Source organism: Thiomicrorhabdus sp. ZW0627, assembly GCF_029767005.1.
Taxonomy (GTDB): domain Bacteria; phylum Pseudomonadota; class Gammaproteobacteria; order Thiomicrospirales; family Thiomicrospiraceae; genus Thiomicrorhabdus.
Genome location: NZ_JARUQR010000002.1, coordinates 160,853 through 176,521, shown reverse-complemented (window position 1 = coordinate 176,521; position 15,669 = coordinate 160,853). Strand labels below are relative to the sequence as shown.

Here is a 15,669-nt window from a genome sequence, read left to right as displayed (position 1 = left end):
ACACCCCTACACCAAAATCATTTCATTCAGACCAGCACCGGCTGGAATCATCGGATAAACGTTTTCCTGCTGATCCGTAATGATGTCGATAAACACCAAACGGTTCTTGTTCTCTTCGGAGAACGCTTCTTCCAGTTGTGACTTAAGCGTCTTAGGGTCTTCGATGCGAATACCGACGTGACCATAGGACTCCGCCAATTTGACGAAATCCGGCAAAGATTCCATATAAGACATCGAATAACGACGCTCATAGAAGAATTCCTGCCACTGACGAACCATACCCAGGAAACCGTTGTTCAAACAGACGATTTTCACCGGCAAGCCGTATTGCAAACAGGTCGATAGTTCCTGAATGTTCATCTGGATCGAACCTTCACCGGTCACACAGACAACCGTTGCATCAGGGAATGCCATTTGCGCACCCATAGCCGCCGGCAGACCGAATCCCATGGTACCCAGACCACCGGAGTTGATCCAACGACGCGGCTTGTCGAACGGATAGTACTGGGCGGCGAACATCTGGTGCTGACCTACGTCAGACGCCACGTACGCATCCCCTTTAGTCACTTCCCAGACGGCTTCCATCGCAGCTTGCGGCTTGATTTTGGCACCCGCCGTGTCGTAACGCAGACACTTGGTCGCACGCCACTCTTCGATCTGTTCCCACCAGTCCGCCAAGGCCTGTTCGTCGATCTTAAGTTTGGTTTTGTCCAAAATGGCGTTCATTTCGGTCAATACTTGCTTAACCGGTCCGACGATTGGAATGTCGACGATAACGTTTTTCGAAATCGAAGCCGGATCGATGTCCACGTGAATGATCTTTGCATCCGGACAGAACTTTTCCAAGTTACCGGTTACACGGTCATCAAAACGCGCACCGATCGCGATGATCACATCACTGTTATGCATCGAAAGGTTCGCTTCGTAAGTACCGTGCATCCCCAACATGCCCACAGACTGCTTGTCTGAGGCCGGGAAAGCGCCCAAGCCCATCAATGTCTGGGTGATCGGGAAGCCCAACTTACGAGTTAATTCGGTTAATTCCTCAGAAGCGTCGCCCAAAATGACACCACCACCGGTGTACAGAATTGGTCGCTTAGCTGAAAGCATCATCTCCACGGCTTTCTTAATTTGTCCACTATGGCCCTTAGTTACAGGCAGATAGGAGCGCATATCAACTTCTTGTGGATAAACATAGGTGCTTTTGGCGTTTTGGATATCTTTTGGAATATCGACGACAACAGGGCCAGGTCGGCCCGTTGTGGCTAGATAAAATGCTTTTTTGAGCGTACTAGCAAGTTCGTCGACACTCTTGACCAAGAAGTTGTGTTTTACGATCGGTCTTGTAATCCCAACGGTATCGATTTCCTGGAATGCATCCAAACCGATCAGTGCGGTTGGCACCTGACCTGTGATACATACCATAGGGATCGAATCCATATAGGCGGTTGCGATTCCGGTCACGGCATTGGTTGCACCGGGACCCGACGTTACAAGCACCACTCCTGGTTTACCTGTAGAGCGCGCATAGCCGTCTGCAGCGTGTACTGCAGCCTGTTCGTGACGCACAAGAATATGGTTCAGTTTCTTGGCGTCCGTATCTAGGGCATCGTAAATCGGCAGAACAGCTCCACCAGGATACCCCCATATATGCTCTACTCCCTCGTCCTCGAGATAATTTACAAGGATCTGGGCACCAGTCATTTCCACAACAATGGTCCTCCAATATAACCTAGACCGGGATATCGAAATATTTCCCTTAAAAAACAAAGGGAAAAATCAAATCCGGGTCTGGTATTAACGTTTCAAATACCCGCCAGGTTTTGGCGACGGGAAAAGGGGGAATTATATAAAATTTTCAACGCTTTTAGAACTCCAAGCGGCGCTTTTTTGGCGATTAGTTGCAAAATAAATCGGCTTGGAGTAGGAGAGGAAAAAACTGGGGGGTTAAATTTCGGATTTAAACAGGTGTTCGCGGTAATGTTTCAGCTCGTCGATCGACTCCATGATGTCTGCCAGAGCCAGATGTGCACCGCTTTTTTTATGGGATTGATAAACCGTCGGCGCCCAGCGACGTGCAAGTTCTTTCAGAGTACTGACATCCAGGTTTCGATAATGGAAGAATTCTTCCAGTGCCGGCATCTGTTCGACCATGAAACGGCGATCCTGACAAATACTGTTACCGCACATCGGCGATTTTCCGGCAGGGACATATTGTTTTAAAAAGTCGATGGTTTCCTGTTCGGCCTGCTCCATGGTGACCGTACTTTCCTGAACCCGCTTGGTCAAGCCGGAATTTCCGTGATGAGTAACGCACCAGCTGTCCATCAAGTCCAAATCGGCCTGCTCAGTCTGCACAGCAATAACAGGCCCTTCCGCCAACACATTTAATTCGCTGTCAGTGACGACGGTTGCAATTTCGATAATTCGGTGCGTTTTGGGATCCAGTCCAGTCATTTCCAAATCGATCCAAATTAAATTCTTATCCGACTTCATAAATCTTTCTCTTATCACTTACAATATGGCTTTATCTTAACCGAAAAAACAAGAAATAAAACATGAACTGGATCACACAACTGTTTCTTACCGCCTTGATTCTGAACCTGCTGATCGAGGTCTGGCTGAACATCAAAAACCAATTCCACATCCGTCAACACCGTGACAAAGTTCCGGAAGAATTCAGTGAAGTGGTCACACTGGACGCACACCAAAAAGCGGCGGATTACAGTCGAGCCAAACTGCAACTCGGGCGCATGGGATTGTTTTATGATGCGGCTATTCTGGCATTCATGACGCTCGGAGGTGGTTTCCAAGACATCTACAACCTATGGCTAAACACCGGGTTGGAACCGATTTGGCACGATGTTGGTTTCCTGCTTTCAACCCTTTGGTTCTTATCATTGTTGCACCTGCCGTTCTCGATCATCAGCACCTTCAAGATTGAAGCGGATTTTGGCTTCAATAAAACCACTCCGGGTAAATTCCTCAGCGATTTGGTCAAACAGTGGGTACTGATGCTTGCTCTGGGCCTTCCTCTTGTCTGGGTGATTCTTTCAATCATGAACAACTATTTTGAACAGGCCTGGTGGCTTTACACATGGATTGTCTGGATGGCTTTCCAGCTGGTAATCATGTGGGCTTATCCGAAATGGATCGCGCCGATCTTCAACAAATTCACACCGCTTGAAGATGTGTCCATGAAAACCCGAATCAATAACCTGTTGGAGCGAACCGGATTCGAATCGAACGGGATTTTCGTCATGGATGGTTCGTCACGTTCCGGTCATGGTAACGCCTATTTCACCGGTTTCGGTAAGAACAAGCGCATCGTGTTCTTCGACACACTGCTTGAAAAACTGACCCCGGAAGAAGTCGAAGCGGTCTTGGCGCATGAGCTGGGGCACTTCAAACACGGACACATCAAGCAACGCCTAATCGAAAGCACCGTTTTGAGCTTGGCTGGGTTGGCTTTACTGGGCTGGCTGGCGCAACTGCCTGAATTCTATACCGGCCTGGGGCTGCAAACCCAAACGCCGGCGGCAGCCCTATTGCTGTTCATGACGGCCGTTCCAACAATGTTCTTTTTCCTTGGGCCGGTCATGGCGATCAAAAGCCGCAAACACGAATTTGAAGCGGATGCCTTTGCAGCCGAACACGTCGGCTCTAAGTATTTGGTCTCTGCCCTATTGAAAATGTACCGTGACAACGCCAGTACTCTTACACCGGATCCAAGCTATTCGGCCTATCACGACAGTCACCCGCCGGCTAAGATTCGTATCGATCACTTGAACTCATTGCCGAGCAACGCCCAAGAAGTCTCATTGGAGGTAAAATAATGACAACGGCTAACTCTCTAGTTAATGAACTGTTAAATCAACACTGTGAAGACATCCCAAAAGGCAGCAAGCCTTTAATCATCCCGAGCATCGAAAGCAACCTGAGCCAACTTCAGGGCTGGGAAGCGCCGCTGGACTATGCATCAATCAAAAAACAGTTTCAGTTCAAGAACTATCATCAAACCATCGCGTTCGTAAATGCAGTAACCTGGATTGCCAATAAAGAGGACCACCACCCGGAAATCTGCTTCGGTTATAACCAGTGCACCATCACCTTGACCACGCATAACGCTAAAGGTTTGACCATGAACGATATGATCATGGCCGCCAAGATCGACGCTCTACTGGACTAAGTACACTTCATGGCCAAACGCAAACTCACTACCCAGCAAAAACGCCGCGTCAGCGGCAAACGTCAGAAATCCGCACTGGAAAACACTGCGGCCAAAGAAACTGACGATAAAAGCTTATTGGGTGAAGAGCAAACCGGATTGGTGATCACGAGTTTCGGTAAACGCGTTCTGGTCGAATCCGAAAGCGGAGAAGCCTACAACTGTGCGATTCGCCAGCATCTGGGGAAACTGGTAGCGGGTGACCGGGTAATTTGGCAAACCGACGTCGAACCACAAAGTGGTGTGGTCGTCAGTGTCCTGCCCCGCACTCATGAACTGAGCCGTCCCGGCTTCCGTGGTCAAACCCGGATGGTGGCGGCCAACATCGACTTTATCGGAGTAGTTACTCCGGTGGTTCCCGGAATCCATCCCGACATGATCGACCGTTATCTGGTTGCAGCGAAACAACTCGACATCCCGGTGGTCATCATCATTAACAAGGTAGACCTTCTGGAATCAGAAGCCGACTGGGACTCGATAGCGGAACTTTTAGAGCCCTATGATGAGATGGGAATCGAACTACTCCCCGCTTCAACTGTCTCAAATGAGGGACTGGAGGTTCTACGCGAATTCATGTCCAACAAAAACTCGGTATTCGTTGGCCCGTCCGGCGCTGGCAAGTCCTCTTTGATTAATGCTCTGATCCCGGATTTGGAAATTCGCGTCGGCCAGCTTTCAGAAGCTTCCGGACTGGGCAAACATACGACGACCAACAGCATCCTGTACCATTTACCGGAATCCGAACCCGGTGCCAACGACGGTGGAAACCTGATCGATTCCCCCGGGGTGCGCCAGTTCAGTCCGGCTCCTTGCAGTTTGAGCGACCTCGAGGCAATGTACCCTGATTTCGCACCGTTTTTGGGACTATGTAAATTCAGCAACTGTACCCATACGATCGAGCCGAAATGCGCCATCAAACAAGCCGTTGAGGATGGTGAAATCGCCTACTCGCGATACCAGAGCTTCCAGCGACTAAGGCAAGAGTTCAAAGAGATGGAGCAATCCGAGATTCCTTCCTGAACCGTCCGGAATCTCTTGTAAGATAAGTCAGGCGTGACTGGTGAACCACACCGATACGAGGTAAAGCAGCAAGGTCGTTCCCATGATTGCCACAACCCAAAACAAAAACACCAAACCGATATGGGTCGGTTTATTGATCAGCTTGAGTACAAACCAACTGATGACGGTCATTGCAATGACCAAAATCCACAATCTAAACAATTCCGAACCTCCAATAAATTTACAATAACCGTTCCAAAATTCAGCGACTCATAGTACTGGACAACAAAACTCTACAGAACTTTCCGTATAACTTTATCAAAGGTTTTACACAAAGCTTATGGTTTTGTTCACAATTTAGGTTTTTTTTAAGGGTTACTCAAGGTTTCAACCTTGACTCAACCCCCCTTTTCGTTTGTAATTGCTTCCAGGGAAAAAACCCGAACTTTTTATCACGTGCTTTTTAGGAGAGTACATTATGAAAAAATTAACTATCGCACTAGCAACTGCTGGTCTTATCTCTTTTGGTGCAGCTGCTCAAGCTGGTGACGCTGCAGCTGGTCAAGGTGCTTTCGCAACTTGTGTTGGTTGTCACGGTGCTGCTGGTGAAGGCGGAGTTGGTCCAAAACTAGCTGGTCAGCCAGCTGCGGACATCGCTGCTAAGCTTCACAAGTATAAAGCTGGTGAGCAAATCGGTCCTATGACTTCTATGATGGCTCCTATGGCTGCTGGTCTTTCTGACGCAGACATCGAAAACATCGCTGCTTACGTTGCTACTCTATAATTTTTAGAGTTTATGCGGAAAACCGCCCACTGGTTCTTAACCATGGGCGGTTTTTTTTTGCCTAAACAACGCCAATTCATTCTACACGGCTTGACCCCGGGGTCATCTTAGCTTTTAATGTGTGCGATTCACTTAAACAAATTACGGGAACAGAATTATGAAGAAATTACTCGTTGCAACTCTAACGACAGGACTATTGTTCGCAGCTTCCGCCCAGGCTCAAGAAGCGCCTGCCAAAGCCAATACCTGTGTCGGCTGTCACGGAGCCAATGGTAACAGCGTTGTTCCAAACTTTCCTAAACTAGCCGGTCAACACGCAAACTACCTGGAAAAACAGTTGAAAGACTTCCGCGACGGTTTCCGTAAAGACGCAACCATGGCCGCTTTCGCCAAAGGTCTGACGGATCAGGAAATCAAAGACCTAGCCGCTTATTACGCTGCACAGAAGCCTCAATAATCGCTTCTGAAAACCGAACAGGCCTGTTGATAACAACAGCCTGCTTAACGGTCATAGATATAAAAAAGGCCTCATTTGAGTGCCTTTTTTATTGTCTGATCGAAAATTGACTTTATAACAGCACTTTTTCGATACCACCCGCTTCCAGCTTCTTTAGGAACTCTTTGTTCCAACCTTCACCGTAACGGTTCTTCATCAACTCGACCACAATGTAATCGGTATCCAAACCGGTGTTGTCCGAATAACGTCCCAGACCCTGCTGACAAGCAGGACACGAGGTCAACACCTTAACACTGCCGTCAGTGACCTTATCCTTACCGGTCAAGTCAATCAACCCCTTCTTCAGCTCCGCTTCTTTTCTGAAACGTAACTGAGTGGCGATATCAGGACGCGCAGTCGCCATGGTTCCCGCCTCACTACAACAACGATCGCTGAACTGAACTTCCGACTGCAACAAGTCTTTCGCCACTTGAGTACCATCCATCATTTTCATCGGGTCGTGACACGGAGCATGGTAAAGATATTGTTTACCGGTTGCACCTTCGAGCCCCATGCCCTTCTCGGTTAGGAACTCATGGATATCCATCAGACGGCATCCAGGGAAGATACGCTCGAACTCATACTTGGTCAACTGATCATAACAAGTTCCGCAGGAAACAATGACCGTCTTGATGTCCAAGTAGTTCAAAGTATTGGCGACACGGTGGAACAAAGCTCGGTTTTCGGTCGTAATCTGCGAGCTCTTGGCCTCCAGACCAGCCGCAGCTTGCGGATAACCACAACACAGGTAACCTGGCGGCAGCACGGTTTGAACACCGGCATCATAAAGCGAGGAAATCGTCGCCAGACCGATATCACTGAACAAACGCTCCGAACCACAACCCGGGAAATAGAACACCGCTTCCGAGTCTTCCGTGGTTTTCATAGGATCGCGCACAATCGGCACTTGGGTGGCGTCTTCCATACCCAAGACGTTACGGTAGCTGCTCTTGTTCGGACCGGTATGCAACGGCTTACGCACAAAGTTAATTACATGCTGCTGAACGGGTGCCGGATTAGTCGAGCTTGCCGGCAAGGTCTTCTTACGATCTACCAGGCCTGTCCATTTTGCCAGTTTGTGACCCATTGTTATGAAATTCGATCCCCAGCCAATCATGGTCTTACGCAATACCTTAATCGTGAGAGGGTTCGTGGTATTAAGGAACAACAATGCCGCTTTCACCATCAAACTGCTCTTTTTCTGTCCCATATTGGTCAGAATCGTGCGCATTCGGATCGATACGTCACCGAAGTCGATATCCACCGGACAAGGCGTCGCACACTTGTGACAGGTCGTACAGTGGTCTGCCACATCGTTCATCGCGTCGAAGTGATGCAGAGAAATGCCTCGGCGGGTCTGCTCTTCATACAAGAAGGCCTCGATCACCTGCCCGGTTGCAAGAATCTTGTTACGCGGGGAATACAACAAGTTCGCACGTGGAATATGGGTCTGACAAACCGGCTTACACTTACCGCAACGCAAACAGTCTTTGATGTCCTTATTGAGTTCGTCCAGTTCGGTTGCCTCAAGAATCAAGGCTTCCTGCTGAACCAACTGCAACGAAGGTGTATAGGCTTTATCCAAACCGGAACCCGGCATCAGTTTGCCTTTGTTGAAACGCCCTTCCGGATCGACTTGGTTCTTGTATTTGACGAAGGCTTCAATCTTCTCTTCTTCAAGATACTGGAACTTGGTCAGACCGATCCCGTGCTCACCGGAAATAACACCTCCCAAACGGTGGGCGATCTCCATAATACGATCCACCACCTTATCCGCCAGGTGAATCATGGCGTAATTGTCGGAATGAACCGGAAGATTAGTATGGATGTTCCCGTCACCGGCGTGCATGTGCAGGGCCACAAACAGGCGGGCATTGCGCAGTTCAAAATGCAATTCTTTGACTTTCTTCAGCAATGGCTCGAAATCGTGCCCCATAAATGTCTCTTTCAGGAACGACAGAATCTCTTGGCGGTAGGAGATGACTAGATCGCGTCTCAGCAACAGGTTAAGCACCTTGTCGCCATCACGAATTTTTTCGGTCACGCCTTCCGGATACAGGTTCAAGTGATCTTTAGCCGGCTCGTCCAGATGATCCAACACCGAAGACCAGCGCTGGCGTACCTGACTCAGGTGAGCCTTGCTTGCATCGACTTTGCCCTTGAAGTAGGTTGCCGGGCCTTTGCTGTCTTCAAAATCGTCCGCTTGGCTGAACTCTTTGATCGGCTCGGAGAAATAGGCGCTCAACGAATCAATAATTTCAAGCTTGTTCTTGATCGATAATTCGATATTGATGCGCTCGATCTCGTTATTGTAATCATTCAAACGTTCCAGTGGAATGACCACATCTTCGTTGATTTTAAAGGCATTGGTGTGCGCCGAAATCGCTGCGGTACGCGAACGATCCGACCAAAAACGCTTACGCGCTTCTTCACTAACCGCGATAAAACCTTCCGCATCACGCTTGTTAGCCAACTCGACGATTTCTGTACAAGTATTGGCGACCTCAAATCCGTTCTCACCGCAAACGTCGGCCAGCAAAATCATTTTCGGCAAGCCTTTACGGTTAGCCTTGGTATTGTATTTGACCGCCTTGATATAACGTTCGTCCAGATGTTCCAATCCTGCCAGCAGGATACCTTCCTGCTTCTTGCTTTCGATGTATTCGGTGATCTCGACAATCGCCGGAACCGCCAGACTTAAATCAGTTCCGAAAAATTCAAGACAAACGGTACGTGTATGGCTCGGCATACGATGTACAACGAAACGCGCCGACGTAATGATTCCGTCGCACCCTTCTTTCTGCACTCCCGGCAAACCACTGAGGAATTTATCGGTAACATCTTTACCCAAACCGGCTTTACGGAAAGCAGAACCCGGCATCTCCAAACGAGTCGGAGCATCGATTTCAGTTTTGCCGTCAATTTCGTAGCGTTGCATTTCGAAAACAACTGTTTTCTGATCCTGCAATTTACCAAGGTTGTGATTAATGCGGCGAATTTCCAACCAGGTCGCATCCGGCATGACCATTTTCCAAGAAGCCAGGTTGTCTAGCGTGGTTCCCCATAAAACCGCTTTCTTACCACCGGCGTTCATCGCGATGTTACCACCGATACAGGAAGCATCCTGAGAAGTCGGGTCAACTGCAAAAACATAACCGAAACGTTCCGCCTGCTCCGATACGCGACGGGTCACAACCCCTGCGCCTGTCTGAATAGTCGCAACCTTACCGATTCCCGGTAACTCGACCTGTTCAACTAAACCAAGGTATTCCAGTTTTTCGGTATTGATGACCACGGATTCCTGATGCAACGGAATCGCACCACCTGTGTAACCGGTCCCGCCCCCACGAGGAATCATGGTCAAGCCCAGTTCGATACACGCTTGAACCACATAGGCCACTTCTTCTTCCGTATCCGGCGATACCACTACCAACGGTAGCTCAACACGCCAGTCGGTAGCATCTGTCGCATGAGAAACACGTGCCAAACCACCGAAGTCGATGTTATCAGCACGGGTAAATTTGGACAATTTTCGTCGGACAAGCGTTCTCAATTCAATCTGTTTCGGGAACCAGCCTGAAAACTCCGCCACGGCGTTGCGAACGGAAACCAGCAGGTCTTCGGCCAATTCATTACCGTTCAAACGTTGCTCGACCTGTTTCAATCTGTGATTCAAGGCATCGATCAGGGCATCGCGGCGTTTCGGGTTTTCAATCAAATCATCTTGAATGTAAGGATTGCGCGTCACGACCCAGATATCACCCAACACCTCAAACAACATTCTCGCGGAACGGCCGGTATTACGAGAATCACGCAAGGACTCGATCGTTTTCCAACCTGATTCACCCAAAAATTTCAAAACGATCTCTTTATCCGAGAACGAAGTATAGTTATAGGGTATTTCACGAATGCGTTTAGCCGGATTTGGACTCATAATGCTGTCTAAACTCTTTGTATTATCAGAATGATGCTTAATTAAATCGGTTTCTCAAAAGGTGGATTACCGCGCTTTTAAGTTCTGCGTTTCTGCTGGGTACGCTTTTTCTTTTTCTTAGCTGCGACCGGTTCATCTTTTTTACGTTTGATCCGGTCGGACAATTTGTTCTTTCTGCCTTCAAACGGATTGCTCGTCACCTTGTATTCGACTGTGACTGGCGTGCCAATCCATTTAAAAGCTTTACGGAATACGTTGGTCAGATATTTGGTATAAGCCTGCGGAAGTTTATCCACCTGGGTTCCGTGGACGATGACTCGAGGTGGATTCAAACCACCCAAATGGGCATAACGTAGTTTCACTCGACGGCCGGCAATCAAAGGCGGCTGATGTTCAAGAACGGCTTGTTCCAGAACACGGTTCAAATCGGATGTTGAAACACGTTTCATCGAGGCCTGATAAACACTCTTGACCGTTTTGAACAGATCTCCCACCCCTGTGCCGTGCAGTGCGGAAATCAAATGCTGCTTCGCATAATCGGCAAACTGCAAACGGAAGCTTAATTCATGGCGTACTTTCTGGCGCTGATCACTATCCAGATTATCCCATTTATTCACAGCCAAGACCAAACCACGACCGGACTCGATCGCCAGTCCAAGAAGAGTAAGATCCTGATCGGTCAACCCTTCCGAGCCGTCGATCACCAAGATGACCACATGGGAATCTTCCATGGCCTCAATGGCTTTGACGATACTGAACTTTTCGATTTTCTCAGAAATGTTTTTACGACGGCGCACCCCTGCCGTGTCGATCAGGGTATATTCCTGTCCATCACGTTCAAAAGGTACATAAATACTGTCTCGAGTGGTTCCGGGCATATCGAATGCAACCACACGCTGCTCACCGATCATTCGGTTGATCAAAGTCGACTTTCCGACGTTTGGACGACCTATGACCGCAACACGAATCCCCGGATGATCGTCAAGATTTTTGTCCGATTCGTCCTCTTTAGGAGGAATCATATCCAGTACATGGTTGACACAGTTGGCGACGTTATCTCCGTGTGCGGATGAAACCGGCATCGGCTCTCCCAATCCCAACTGGAAGAAATCAGCCTTGATCATTTCGTAATCACAGCCTTCCGCCTTGTTCACCAATAACTGGACGGTCTTGTCGAATTGACGCACATAATTGGCGATGACTTCATCACCATGCGTTAAGCCCTGACGTCCGTCCACCAAGAACAAAACCGCATCAGCCTCTTCCAGTGCGGCTTGAACCTGACTTGCCATCAAAGGATCCACACCATCCGTTTCACCACTCAGTCCACCAGTATCCACAACAATATAAGGTGAATGGCCGATACGTCCTGTCCCATATTGGCGATCTCGCGTTAACCCGGGGTAATCCGCGACAATAGCATCTCGTGAACGCGTCAGACGGTTAAAAAGGGTAGATTTCCCGACATTCGGGCGCCCAACTAGGGCAATAACAGGCTTACTCATTTCTTATTTGCCTTGCTCAGCGGTTTCAACGACCGCTGTTTGGTGTTCCATTAAATCCGACGGTTTTAGCTGGTAACTATTAACTGTCCCTTGACTATCCAGCATGTACAACGTATCACCATCCACCATCGCGTCTATGACAATATTTTCATCGCCGTAATCGTTACTGTGCTTGGCTCGGGCAACGATCGTTCCATGTAATTTGTCCAGCCAATGAACGTAACCATATCCGTCAACCGCCAGGATCATATTCTTATAGCTAAGAAGATCCCCAAGATTGCGGAATTTCAAACCAACTTGATTCCATAATTCAGTACCGTTGGAAATATCATAGGCATGAATGACATCATCCTCATCAACCATATATATTGCTTGATCGTCCACGATGAAATCACGATAGCCCGAAACATCTTGGGCGTAATATAGATTTCCGCTTTCCAAACTGATAGCCGCCAACTTCCCATGATAGCCCAGCGCAATCAAACGATCGCTTTTCAAGACCAATGCGGATTGCACATCCACCATACGTTCCAAGTCGGTACGACCGCTCGGAATGGCAATTCTAGCTTCCCAAATCGTATTTCCCGTCTCCGCAGAAACCGCCTCGACCTTGCCGGTTTCCCAGCCAACATAAAGCACCTTGTTATCGTAAAGGACAGGAGAAGCACCTCGTAAGGAAAGGTTTGGAACCTGGTATCCTTTTACCCAGACAACCTCGCCCGACCCAAGATTCAACTCGTACAATTTACCGTCAACCGTGCGGGTATAAATCTTATCACCAGCAATAGTTGCCTTACTCAATACTTCACTTGATAGCTGCGTCTGCCATTCAACCTGTCCATCCATAGCAGAGAGTGAAATCACTTTACCTTTCGAAGTCCCGATAATTAAACGGCCTTGTGCAAGAACAGGTCCCGAGACAATTTTTTCGGAAAGGTGGTTTTGCCAAATAACTTGATCTGTCCAACGCGACTGGTTGAGCTTCTTAAATGCGGACACCATGCCTTCCGAATCCGCCACAAACACAGCTTGTGTATCTTGAGCGATATCCAGACCCTGCTCTTCCGAATTACGCATAGCGCTCAACTGAACCTGCCAATTCCTTTCAATCTGTATGGAAGAATCCAAAGGCGTTAAAGCGGTCGGCACTCTTACTACTTTTGAAGAGGAGCACGCGGTCAACCCTAGTGCCAATAAAATCAATGAAACGGTACGAAACAAGTTCACTTACATGCGTCCTATTATAAAACTCAACCAATTAATCCAATAACTCTGACTTAATGAGGTAAGTCATCCAATTGAATTTGCGCAATACCTTTAAGACTCTTAGAGGCTTCGGCATTATCAATTACGCGTTTGAATGCATCCTTAGCGCCTGGGACATCAGACTCAGCCAGTGCAAGCAAACCGGAAGTATAATCGTAATTACCGCGCTCCGCAGGCAACAATGCATTCTCATCCACCCCATCCAATGCCGACTTGGCTTGAGCGTATTCTTTTTTATCTGCAAGCATTCTGGCCAAGCGAATGGTGGCAACATGTTGCAAAGCTTTATCTGTTGAATTTGAAATCACCCACTTAAGATGATCTTGTGCTTCATCCAACTCGCCTTTATCAAAACTGTACTTAGCCGCCATCAAAGCTGCCGCCGCCGCATAAGGGCTTTCAGGCTGTTCTTGCATCAACTTCAATGCATCACGCGAAACCTCACCAAACGTTCCGTTCTGCATATTCATCTGTAACACTTCAAAGGTGGCCGAAGCATTACTGGCTTCAGCTGTTTTAGTTTGATCCCAATAGCGCCAACCGGAAAAAGAGATTGCGATCACTAACAGGCCGCTTAAAAGCGCCGTACCGTTTTTCTTCCACCAAGTTTTGATCGCTTCGATCTGTTCTTCTTCTGTTTCATAACGGCTCATAATTATGAATCCTTCGTTAACTGATTAGTTATGTAAAAAATATCGGTTTAATTAAACAATGTCTTTAAGTGATTAGTCAGTTCATCCCAACTTACTGTCAGCTGATCCGAATTGTCGCGCAGAGGTTTGATTGCCACCACCTTATCTTCGACCTCTTGGTCGCCCAATACTACGGCATAGCTAGCACCGGATTTGTCTGCCTTTTTGAATTGGCTTTTGAAGCTTCCGCCCCCGCAATTCATCTGAACATTCAAGTTCGGCAAATCGTCTCGAATCTTTTCAGAAATGACCAGGCCTGGTCGTTGTACATTCTCGCCAACCAAAACGACGTAAATATCGGGGGTTGCATGTGCTGGCACCAAAAGCTTATCCATCAAAAGTGCTGTCAGACGTTCGATTCCCATCGCAAATCCAACGGCTGGCGTTGGCTTGCCGCCAATCTGCTCGACCAGGCCATCATAGCGGCCGCCGGCACAAACAGTACCCTGAGCGCCCAACTCGGTGGTAATCCATTCAAATACGGTACGGTTGTAGTAATCCAACCCTCTTACCAAATTCGGATTCACAACGTATTCGATTCCCAAATCATCCAAAGACACCTTTAAGGCTTCGAAATGCACCTGTGACTCTTCATCCAAATGCTCGAGTAATTTCGGAGCCCCTTCCACAACTTCTTTCATATCCGGATTTTTGCTATCCAAAATACGCAAAGGGTTCGACTCTAGACGTCGCAAACTGTCTTCATCCAGTTTCTCTTTGTGTTTGGAAAGGTAGGAGACCAGCTTATCGCGGTAAGCCGCTCTAGCTTCCTTGCTGCCCAAAGAATTGATTTGTAGCTCAAGGTTTTCCAAACCAAGCTTCTCCCACAAACGGGCACTCAATGCAATCAATTCCGCATCAATATCGGCATCGGCGAGTCCAAACACCTCCACACCAAACTGGTGAAACTGGCGGTAACGTCCTTTCTGAGGACGTTCGTAACGGAACATCGGACCACTGTAGTAAAGTTTTTGAATCTGGTTATGAGTCAAACCATTCTGAATCATCGCTCTCACACAACCGGCCGTCCCCTCCGGGCGAAGGGTCAAACTGTCTCCATTACGGTCCGCAAAAGTGTACATCTCTTTTTCTACGATGTCGGTCACTTCCCCGATTGAACGTGCAAACAGTTCAGTCTTTTCAACTACAGGTAAGCGTATAGACTGAAAGCCATACTGCTGCAAGGTATTTTGTGCCTGGGCAAGCAAATAATCGAATGCCTCAACTTCCGAACCATAAAGGTCATTCATGCCACGAATGGCTGAAATCTGTTTTCCCATATAATTTTTAAACTCTTTCTTAATGCTTTTTATATTTAATTAATATCTGGTGTTAAGCCCAAAAACACTTATTGTTGCACTACAGCCCAAACAGAAATACCCAATAAAACCAAAACCAGCAATAACATCAAAACACGAATCAGGCCGCCGCGAATCAGAGGCTTAGGGGCTGGGTATTGATAACGCTGCATGGATTCCAAATTACTAACTATCCCTTCGGCATCCGGGAAATAGGATTCATAAACCCTTTCATCGATGCCCAAAAAATGAGCGTAGTTTCGCACATAACCTCTCTCAAAAGGAGTCATGGCTGACAAATTCAACTCAGCTTGCTCGAATTTTTCTAGCTGAGATTCCTGCAAATTAAGCTTCTGAGCTGCCTCGACAAGTGTGATTTTTTTATCTTCTCTCGTCTTAAGAAGCAATTCATTTAATGGTAATTCCACACTTTCTTGATCTGCCATCACATTTCCCTTTGCCGGTTT

The 15,669-nt window shown here is 47.8% G+C and carries 14 protein-coding genes; 5 read left to right on the top strand and 9 right to left on the bottom strand.

Going from position 1 to position 15,669, the window contains the following annotated elements:
* Positions 1-6: 6 nt before the first annotated feature.
* A complete protein-coding gene (locus QCB45_RS07090; RefSeq protein ID WP_279420174.1) occupies positions 7-1,710 on the bottom strand; it encodes an acetolactate synthase 3 large subunit in 1,704 nt (567 codons plus the stop codon).
* Positions 1,711-1,947: 237 nt separating this feature from the next.
* On the bottom strand, positions 1,948-2,496 hold the full coding sequence (gene orn, locus QCB45_RS07085; RefSeq protein WP_279420173.1) for an oligoribonuclease: 549 nt from the start codon (positions 2,494-2,496) through the stop codon (positions 1,948-1,950).
* A gap of 62 nt (positions 2,497-2,558) precedes the next feature.
* Between orn and QCB45_RS07080 the strand changes: the two genes are divergently transcribed.
* Genes QCB45_RS07080 through rsgA form a run of 3 tightly spaced genes read left to right on the top strand, consistent with a single transcriptional unit; the run spans position 2,559 to position 5,248 of the window.
* Positions 2,559-3,836 (top strand): M48 family metallopeptidase, encoded by a 1,278-nt coding sequence (locus tag QCB45_RS07080; RefSeq protein ID WP_279420172.1) that lies wholly within the window; start codon positions 2,559-2,561, stop codon positions 3,834-3,836.
* Positions 3,836-4,189 carry a 4a-hydroxytetrahydrobiopterin dehydratase gene (locus tag QCB45_RS07075; RefSeq protein ID WP_279420171.1) on the top strand — a complete coding sequence of 118 codons (354 nt, stop codon included), beginning with the start codon at positions 3,836-3,838 and terminating at the stop codon, positions 4,187-4,189. Before QCB45_RS07080 ends, QCB45_RS07075 begins: the two co-directional genes overlap by 1 nt.
* A gap of 9 nt (positions 4,190-4,198) precedes the next feature.
* Entirely contained in the window at positions 4,199-5,248 is a 1,050-nt protein-coding gene (gene rsgA / locus QCB45_RS07070; protein WP_279420170.1) for a ribosome small subunit-dependent GTPase A, read from the top strand.
* A 27-nt stretch (positions 5,249-5,275) separates the two neighbouring features.
* Here rsgA and QCB45_RS07065 read toward each other — a convergent pair whose 3' ends face one another.
* Entirely contained in the window at positions 5,276-5,449 is a 174-nt protein-coding gene (locus QCB45_RS07065) for a hypothetical protein (protein ID WP_279420168.1), read from the bottom strand.
* Positions 5,450-5,705: 256 nt separating this feature from the next.
* Between QCB45_RS07065 and QCB45_RS07060 the strand changes: the two genes are divergently transcribed.
* Together QCB45_RS07060 and QCB45_RS07055 are read left to right on the top strand one after the other, a co-directional pair.
* Positions 5,706-6,011 (top strand): c-type cytochrome, encoded by a 306-nt coding sequence (locus tag QCB45_RS07060; protein WP_279420167.1) that lies wholly within the window; start codon positions 5,706-5,708, stop codon positions 6,009-6,011.
* Positions 6,012-6,168: 157 nt separating this feature from the next.
* The gene (locus QCB45_RS07055; RefSeq protein ID WP_279420166.1) at positions 6,169-6,468 is read left to right on the top strand and encodes a cytochrome c; all 300 of its coding nucleotides are present in this window, start codon (positions 6,169-6,171) and stop codon (positions 6,466-6,468) included.
* A gap of 112 nt (positions 6,469-6,580) precedes the next feature.
* Here QCB45_RS07055 and QCB45_RS07050 read toward each other — a convergent pair whose 3' ends face one another.
* The 6 genes from QCB45_RS07050 to QCB45_RS07025 form a co-directional block, all read right to left on the bottom strand.
* Positions 6,581-10,441: a DUF3683 domain-containing protein gene (locus QCB45_RS07050; protein WP_279420165.1), complete on the bottom strand. Its 3,861-nt coding sequence runs from the start codon at positions 10,439-10,441 to the stop codon at positions 6,581-6,583.
* Positions 10,442-10,518: 77 nt separating this feature from the next.
* Positions 10,519-11,946, bottom strand: a complete 1,428-nt coding sequence (gene der, locus QCB45_RS07045) for a ribosome biogenesis GTPase Der (RefSeq protein ID WP_279420164.1) — start codon at positions 11,944-11,946, stop codon at positions 10,519-10,521.
* 3 nt (positions 11,947-11,949) lie between these two features.
* On the bottom strand, positions 11,950-13,173 hold the full coding sequence (gene bamB / locus QCB45_RS07040) for an outer membrane protein assembly factor BamB (RefSeq protein WP_279420163.1): 1,224 nt from the start codon (positions 13,171-13,173) through the stop codon (positions 11,950-11,952).
* 50 nt (positions 13,174-13,223) lie between these two features.
* Positions 13,224-13,865 (bottom strand): tetratricopeptide repeat protein, encoded by a 642-nt coding sequence (locus tag QCB45_RS07035; protein ID WP_279420161.1) that lies wholly within the window; start codon positions 13,863-13,865, stop codon positions 13,224-13,226.
* Between the two features lie 47 nt (positions 13,866-13,912).
* A complete protein-coding gene (hisS, locus tag QCB45_RS07030) occupies positions 13,913-15,184 on the bottom strand; it encodes a histidine--tRNA ligase (protein WP_279420160.1) in 1,272 nt (423 codons plus the stop codon).
* 68 nt (positions 15,185-15,252) lie between these two features.
* Positions 15,253-15,648, bottom strand: coding sequence for a helix-turn-helix domain-containing protein (locus QCB45_RS07025; protein WP_279420159.1), 396 nt, complete (start codon positions 15,646-15,648; stop codon positions 15,253-15,255).
* Positions 15,649-15,669: the final 21 nt, after the last annotated feature.

Bases quoted from the DNA above. Each gene is read 5' to 3' on its own strand.
- orn (WP_279420173.1), bottom strand. From the start codon at position 2,496: ATGAAGTCGGATAAGAATTTAATTTGGATCGATTTGGAAATGACTGGA.
- QCB45_RS07080 (WP_279420172.1), top strand. From the start codon at position 2,559: ATGAACTGGATCACACAACTGTTTCTTACCGCCTTGATTCTGAACCTG.
- QCB45_RS07075 (WP_279420171.1), top strand. From the start codon at position 3,836: ATGACAACGGCTAACTCTCTAGTTAATGAACTGTTAAATCAACACTGT.
- rsgA (WP_279420170.1), top strand. From the start codon at position 4,199: ATGGCCAAACGCAAACTCACTACCCAGCAAAAACGCCGCGTCAGCGGC.
- QCB45_RS07060 (WP_279420167.1), top strand. From the start codon at position 5,706: ATGAAAAAATTAACTATCGCACTAGCAACTGCTGGTCTTATCTCTTTT.
- QCB45_RS07055 (WP_279420166.1), top strand. From the start codon at position 6,169: ATGAAGAAATTACTCGTTGCAACTCTAACGACAGGACTATTGTTCGCA.
- QCB45_RS07050 (WP_279420165.1), bottom strand. From the start codon at position 10,441: ATGAGTCCAAATCCGGCTAAACGCATTCGTGAAATACCCTATAACTAT.
- der (WP_279420164.1), bottom strand. From the start codon at position 11,946: ATGAGTAAGCCTGTTATTGCCCTAGTTGGGCGCCCGAATGTCGGGAAA.
- QCB45_RS07035 (WP_279420161.1), bottom strand. From the start codon at position 13,865: ATGAGCCGTTATGAAACAGAAGAAGAACAGATCGAAGCGATCAAAACT.
- hisS (WP_279420160.1), bottom strand. From the start codon at position 15,184: ATGGGAAAACAGATTTCAGCCATTCGTGGCATGAATGACCTTTATGGT.
- QCB45_RS07025 (WP_279420159.1), bottom strand. From the start codon at position 15,648: ATGGCAGATCAAGAAAGTGTGGAATTACCATTAAATGAATTGCTTCTT.